The organism is Bacillus sp. SIMBA_074 (assembly GCF_046534555.1).
Classification (GTDB): domain Bacteria; phylum Bacillota; class Bacilli; order Bacillales; family Bacillaceae_G; genus Bacillus_A; species Bacillus_A mycoides.
The window spans coordinates 1-252 of the sequence record NZ_JAWRYM010000912.1 but is presented as its reverse complement, the minus strand read 5'-3'; the positions used below and the strand labels follow the sequence as shown (position 1 = coordinate 252).

At 67.5% G+C, this 252-nt stretch carries 1 protein-coding gene; it reads right to left on the bottom strand.

Translation table 11 applies throughout. The features are described 5' to 3' along the window. Positions 1-252: class II fructose-bisphosphate aldolase (locus SB773_RS33425; protein WP_410594748.1), on the bottom strand; the 252-nt coding region annotated here is incomplete at both ends.

Here is a 252-nt window from a genome sequence, read left to right as displayed (position 1 = left end):
GACCGAGACGGCCAGCATGTCGCAGCGCGTGCGGGCGACGAAGTCGGCGACCTGCTCGGGGTTCGTGCCGGAGGCCTCGTCGGGGCCGATCTCGTCCTCCTTGCCGCCGATGGCGCCGAGCTCTGCTTCGACGGCGATGTCGGACGGTGCGGTCTCGCGAGCCTTCGCAGACAGGCGGACGTTCTCCTCGTACGGTTCTTCCGACGTGTCGATCATCACGGACGTGAAATCGGCAGCGAGTGCATCCTCGAC